General features: G+C 43.8%; 7 protein-coding genes. 3 read left to right on the top strand and 4 right to left on the bottom strand.

What is annotated here, in order from left to right; translation table 11 throughout:
* The 3 genes from OEZ43_21895 to OEZ43_21905 all read left to right on the top strand — a co-directional run.
* Positions 1–198 (top strand): hypothetical protein (locus OEZ43_21895; GenBank protein MDH5548232.1); only part of this gene is annotated, 198 nt, incomplete at its 5' end.
* A 7-nt stretch (positions 199–205) separates the two neighbouring features.
* Positions 206–679 (top strand): nuclear transport factor 2 family protein, encoded by a 474-nt coding sequence (locus OEZ43_21900; protein ID MDH5548233.1) that lies wholly within the window; start codon positions 206–208, stop codon positions 677–679.
* A 411-nt stretch (positions 680–1,090) separates the two neighbouring features.
* The gene (locus tag OEZ43_21905) at positions 1,091–1,405 is read left to right on the top strand and encodes a hypothetical protein (GenBank protein MDH5548234.1); all 315 of its coding nucleotides are present in this window, start codon (positions 1,091–1,093) and stop codon (positions 1,403–1,405) included.
* A gap of 63 nt (positions 1,406–1,468) precedes the next feature.
* Here OEZ43_21905 and OEZ43_21910 read toward each other — a convergent pair whose 3' ends face one another.
* The 4 genes from OEZ43_21910 to OEZ43_21925 form a co-directional block, all read right to left on the bottom strand.
* A complete protein-coding gene (locus tag OEZ43_21910; GenBank protein ID MDH5548235.1) occupies positions 1,469–1,813 on the bottom strand; it encodes a hypothetical protein in 345 nt (114 codons plus the stop codon).
* A 31-nt stretch (positions 1,814–1,844) separates the two neighbouring features.
* Positions 1,845–2,177 carry a hypothetical protein gene (locus OEZ43_21915; GenBank protein MDH5548236.1) on the bottom strand — a complete coding sequence of 111 codons (333 nt, stop codon included), beginning with the start codon at positions 2,175–2,177 and terminating at the stop codon, positions 1,845–1,847.
* 172 nt (positions 2,178–2,349) lie between these two features.
* The gene (locus OEZ43_21920) at positions 2,350–4,371 is read right to left on the bottom strand and encodes a hypothetical protein (GenBank protein ID MDH5548237.1); all 2,022 of its coding nucleotides are present in this window, start codon (positions 4,369–4,371) and stop codon (positions 2,350–2,352) included.
* Positions 4,372–4,524: 153 nt separating this feature from the next.
* A partial coding sequence (locus tag OEZ43_21925; GenBank protein MDH5548238.1) for an IS3 family transposase occupies positions 4,525–4,650 on the bottom strand: 126 nt, incomplete at its 5' end.

Consider the following 4,650-nt stretch of genomic DNA (forward strand, 5'->3'; position numbering starts at 1 on the left):
TCAGGAGCGGTTAATCGGATTGGTTCTTATGTGAACGAGAGTGGAATTCCTAGATGGCATGTGGATATGAAGAACGATACTAGTAGTACATACTGGATGAATGTACCTAAGTCTGAAGAGTATCCAGAAGGCCTCCGGTATTACGATGACGGTCGGACTAGTAACTGGCTAAAAGATATATTAGGAAATAAAAGGTAGTCTAGCAATGTTTTTACGTAGTTTATTTACCTCTCGTATAATACTCATTGGCGTATTGCTTTTCACAAATATTACAATTCTACAAGCGAACGAGGTTGTAAGCGAAAAAAAGGAGCTAGAAAATGTTCTCAATGGTTATGCTAATGCGTATCTATTTGGTGACATCAAACGATACAATGAACTTGTTCACGGTGACCGATTTGGGATCGGGTCTTCTGGAAATTATTTAACAAATGATTATTTTACTAACAATGCAAGAAGAATGAAAAATAGCGAATTTGTTAGGTATAAGGAAACGAAAATTAAAATTGAAAGTGTGCGTTTGTCAAAGAAAAAGGTCGTCGCTATAGTAGATTCTGTATGGTTTTCTAGGGGATATGACATTGAAGCAGACTCAGAATTCTCGACAACGTGGAACGTTATTTTTGTTTTAAGAAAAGAAGAATCAAGCTGGAGGATTATTGGTAGTATTGGCATGTAGAATGCCGCCTTTAAGGCATGACTTCGTGGGCTCAGACCACAGCGAAAAACTGAATATCAAAAACAACATCTAAAAATCAACGCGATTTTATTTCGTCCTGGTTCTTCTGGTTAGCATGGTGCTGGAAATGCGCAAATATACAGATCATCGGTCCAGATGGTCAACGCATGACGAACGAATACCAGGGTGCGAAATTGCTGGATCAATGGGTCTCGTTTAAACGCATCGGGTCGTATGTGAATGAGAAAGGGGTACCGCGGTGGCATGTGGATATGAGGAATGATGCTAGTAGCTCATACTGGATGAGCGTACCCGAGTCACGAAAATATCCAGAAGGGCTAAGATATTATGACGAAACTCAATGTAGTGGTTGGTTACAAGAACTACTGAACAACAAGAGGTAACTGTATAGTGAAATTTCAAAAAATGTATGGTGTCCTATCTATATTTTTAGGAATTCTGCTTTTAGTGAATAATTCAATGACGCTAGCCGACGATATTGGAAGCGCGAAAAAAGACCTCAATAGAATTCTTAATAATTATGCGATTGCCTATTTGTTTGGAAATGTAGAAAAGTATAAGGAACTAGTTCACGTCGATCGATTCGATATTGATTCCACAGGAGAGTTGTCAACTAATGAAAATTTTCTCAACAATGTAAAGAGAATGGCAAATAGTGAATTTGTTAGATACAAGAAAACGAGCATGCAAGTTAGCAGCTGCTGATGGCGGTTTGTGGATACATCACGTGCGATTGGCACCGTAGAAAAACGGGATTGTTGTTCGGGATCAGGGCGAATTATTTTTTACTTTTTGTACCAAAAAAGAGGCGGCCAAGCCCGCAACAAAGCCCAAAACAGAAAACGAAACAGCAGCGACAGGCACGTGAATGATCGCCGCCAGATTGAACAAAGCGGAAACGGCAATAATGCGAATAAGAGAAACCAGACGCGCTACTTCCATTCCGCGTAGGTTTAGCAACACCAGCGAAACTATCGGCGCGATCATGGTGATCAAAACGGTAGATGTTTCTGCATCGACTTCAAATATTTCTGCAAACGCACGTAGCCCAAGAGAAAGCGAGACTATCAACAACACATAAGCAAAGGCAAGTTGAATGGTTTTGACGTTCAATCTTGTTCCATCTCTAATAAGTACACAGCGGTTAGCTTACTGCTGTTAACGCGAGGCTAGTGCCGCCTGTTACCGGCGTTGCGGCTGCGGATGTAAACACGACGATGGCGGCCAGTGTAGCTGCACCACAGTTAATCGCCGCCAATCCAGCCTCTTTCCATACTGCGTCACTATCGGGACTAGGTAGAGGAGTTGGTTTCGTTTGCGTCTCGATAACAATATAGTTGGCGCCCGGAAAGCAGGCGAGCGGTTTGCGTATGACGCTTACCGCTTCGTCATTAATGGCGACAACCCCTAAACCTCTGAAGTTTGGGATAGTATCAATTTTATTTACTAAGGACAGGTATTGCGAAGCGATAGGCATAGTATCTTTGTTCTCATTGTCAGTTTGTCGGATACAATCGGGAAAACGACTATGATAGTAGCGAAATAGTTTTTTTGGAAGGTGTGAGCTAGATCACAGCTGGCACCAATAAGCCTTCGCTACCACCAAACATTGAACCCCTCTTTGAAAATGATTGAATAGCCTATCCTGTCTATCTGTCCCGCCGTATCTCGTTGCCTAAGTCCGCCAAGGATTTGAGTGATTCAAATAACGCAATATAGGAGCGAACGACGTTTTGTTGTGTTTGCGTCAAAGCGGCGTCAACTTTGTGAGGGTAGAGCTGCGCTGCAACTCGGGAGAATATTTGGTCGAAATCAATGCGCTCTCGTTCTTTCAATTGTTCTCGGTAGACTGCTTCCACCATTTCCCTTTCAATTGGTAGCTGAGTCGGAATTTGTTTTAATTCCGTCATGGTATCAGCCCTTTTTTGTATTCGCCGCATCAGTATTGAAAGTTTGTGGGGGTAACGAAGACAAAACGATATTAAATTAAAATAGGTGACTGGTAGATCTTTTAGTACATCCGGAAAGCCCGTCGCAGGCCAATAGTGTACCGATGCGGTATTCGACGCCGACCTTATCAGGAATTCCGCTGACCGCTTCGCCAATAGTTGGGGTGAGTCGGGAAAACCGACATAGACAATGTTTCGCTGCGGAGACAGTCCCAGGAATCTATATAGACGTTCGAGAAATGTCGCCGCTTTAGGCATTGACTTGCTGCTATCGTCGAAGTGAACAATCCAGATTCGATTCTTGCACCAAGTCTTCAATAGTGTTTGATCAGATGACGGCAGCGTCCCACCAAAATCCAGTATTCGCCTTTTCTTTACACCGTGAATTTCCTTTCGAATAAAGGATTTTATGCCCGAGATTGTTGTTGCAGCCAGGTGAGCTAGTCTGTCATTGTCCACTCCGACAAATGTGGCGTTACAGTTTTCCGTGATAATAATGACCTGTTTCGCATCAGTGCGGAATCGTTCTGCATCGTCTTCTATCTGCCGAATGACGTCATCTGATAACTTGAGTATGAATTTGCCATAGTGAGCAAGATAGTTCGCCTCCATCACCGGATATTGCTCGGGGTGTAGACCAAGATTGTCACAGGGACTCCCGAACGCAATAATTAATTGAATCGGTGTATCCAGTTCGAGAACGTCAGCGTCGTCATTGGAGACGATAGCTTTTGCAAGTGACAATACCTCGCGATAAAAAAATGTCAAATTGGTCTGCGCATCATTCTCAATTAAGAGATGAAGATTGTGATTAAACATGTCGTCCTCATCTGAGCGGTAGCGAATGTCTTTCGCCGCAGATGAGAGGACGGCGCGCAACAAGATGGCTGCTCTTTGCTCCATATTAGATGTCGGTTTGATCTTGTCCAAGCGGTTTATCAATGTCGTTATACGTGCGAGATAGACTCCTCTAAAGCTTGTCGCTGATGGCGGCAGTTCGCCGCTTTCGTCGTACACCCACTCAGGATGCAGCACTCGCCGATACTCTGAACGCAGATAGTCTTTGATCTCTTTTACGATCTGATCGCGGCGTAGTTCTGCATGCCGCTCAATTACCATATCGATCCGTTTTGCAGAACGACGGGCAACTCTGACGAAGTTTACGTCCCGGTGATATATCTGGTACTTGTTGTCCAACAACACATTGTGAACACTCAAGCTTGGGTTGTGTCCTTTGTAGCGTAGCTCATGATAGGCATCAAGCAGTGCTCTGGCGTAGGCATCCGAATCAGGCAAGCGTGCCAATAAGAAAATCAAATGATTTAGGTGCGAGGAAATCAGTTTTGATTGAATCTTATCAAGGTGATGAGACAAGAATTCACGCCCGCCATTGCTTTCTCTATCAATGTTCTCACCGGATTCGCGGTTAAATATGATCGCGAGCTCTTCTAAAAAAGTCTGAAATGCGTCTGCTTGTTTGTCCTGGGTTAATGACTGATCGAGATAAACCGTTAGTTCAGCATTGTTGAGATGTTGAATGGCGAGGTCGGCCGGACGTAACTGGGCATAGAGCTCAATCGCCGCCTGATAAGCGGACATTACGATCTCCCGAGCTCTCAATAGGAGTTTGGAATAGCGCTGGTGTTCATCTTCACCAATAAATTTATACCCCGTGACGGCGAGAAACTTATCCTTGGATGACTTGTGCAAAGAAATCGCCATTTCCAAATACTTGTCCCAGTCCTTTATGGTCGTTCTGGGTTGTGGAAACTTTTCTGCAAACCACGATGTCCAAGGTTCGCCTTTGTCTAAGCATAGGCAAATATTTTCGCGGAAGTTCTGATGCAAGGGAAAGTCGTTCCGTAAGCTTCCCAATTAGGTTGACAGTCCTAAAGTAGAGAGTTCGTATTTTTTCAACACCTCAACAGGTGTCATTCCTTGAAGAGAATCGTGATCGCGTTCCTCGTTGTATTCCAACATCCAGGCCCACGAGATTTCACG

The sequence above is a fragment of the Gammaproteobacteria bacterium genome (assembly GCA_029881255.1).
In the GTDB taxonomy this organism is placed as follows: domain Bacteria; phylum Pseudomonadota; class Gammaproteobacteria; order S012-40; family S012-40; genus JAOUMY01.

Coding starts and splice junctions, on each gene's coding strand:
- OEZ43_21920 (MDH5548237.1), bottom strand. CDS start 4,371: ATGGCGATTTCTTTGCACAAGTCATCCAAGGATAAGTTTCTCGCCGTC.
- OEZ43_21900 (MDH5548233.1), top strand. CDS start 206: ATGTTTTTACGTAGTTTATTTACCTCTCGTATAATACTCATTGGCGTA.
- OEZ43_21915 (MDH5548236.1), bottom strand. CDS start 2,177: ATGCCTATCGCTTCGCAATACCTGTCCTTAGTAAATAAAATTGATACT.